The sequence below is a fragment of the Rhizobacter sp. P2_H2 genome (genome assembly GCF_056403375.1).
This window is the reverse complement of sequence record NZ_JBFUFP010001509.1, coordinates 1-993: the sequence shown is the minus strand read 5'-3', so window position 1 is coordinate 993 and position 993 is coordinate 1. Positions and strand designations below refer to the sequence as shown.

Here is a 993-nt window from a genome sequence, read left to right as displayed (position 1 = left end):
CGCCAGGGGCCGGCGCTGCGGGCCGCGTTCACCGCGGGGGTGCGCGACGCGCTGGACTTCATCGGCGGACTGGTCGGCGGGCGCAAGGCGCGGCGCCGCGAGCGCGCGATCGTCGCGTATGCCGCGATGATCGGCGCGCAGGTGCTGGCGCGCGCGGTCGACGACGAGGCCTTGTCGACCGAGATCCTGCAGGCGGTCGCGGCGGAACTCGGGGACGAGCCCGCCGCGGCCTGACCAGGATCAGTTCAGACCTTCAACGCAGCGGCGCGAACAGTGCCGCGAGCCGGTCCGGCGTGCCGTCGATGCGTTGCAGCGTCGGGTAGCGCAGCCCGCCGCGCCACTCGATGCGCACGCTGCGGTAGAGATCGCCGGACTTCAGCAGCAGCTCGATCGGCCCGCCGCTCTTCGCGGCGGTCACCGCCTCCTTCAGCAGGTCTTCGGTGTAGGCCCGGCCGTTGACGGCCAGCAGCGTCGCACCGGGCGCCATGCCGGCGTCGAAGGCCGGGCTGCCCCAGTTCACGTTGCGCACCTTCGCGGCTTCGCCGAGGTCGAAGCCGAGCGAGTAGCTGAAGTCGGTGACCTTCCAGGCCCCCATCTTCGCGCTGTAGTGCTCGCTCGGCTTGTCGCTCCAGCCGAGCTTCCAGCCCGACGCGGCGATGCCGGCCATCGGTGCCGGCCGGTCGTGCGTGTCCAGCCGCTGGCGCAGGAAGCCGGCCCAGTCGTACGCCTGCACGCGGTTCAGCTCGCGCACCACGTCGTCGAAGGTGTAGGTCAGCGGCTGCACGCGCTTCGGCTCGGCACCGAAGAAGGCGCGGGCGAAGTCGTCCAGCGAGCGCTTGCCGTTCGAGCGCTCGCGGATCAGCATGTCGGCTTCGAGCCAGATCAGCCGCGACTCGTCGTAGTAGTCGGCGCTGCGCTGCCACGAGCTCCAGTCGCGGCGCCCGCGCGTCGCCCACAGCAGCGGCTCGTTGGTGGTGTCCTGCAGGCTGCGCC

The 993-nt window shown here is 72.0% G+C and carries 1 protein-coding gene and 1 pseudogene; one reads left to right on the top strand and one right to left on the bottom strand.

What is annotated here, in order from left to right:
• Positions 1 to 234, top strand: a pseudogene (locus AC1D15_RS34330) (TetR/AcrR family transcriptional regulator); the annotation flags it as partial.
• 19 nt (positions 235 to 253) lie between these two features.
• Here the strand turns inward: AC1D15_RS34330 and AC1D15_RS34325 are convergent.
• Positions 254 to 993, bottom strand: a 740-nt coding sequence (locus AC1D15_RS34325) for a M61 metallopeptidase family protein (RefSeq protein WP_477829590.1), incomplete at its 5' end; no start/stop codon positions are given.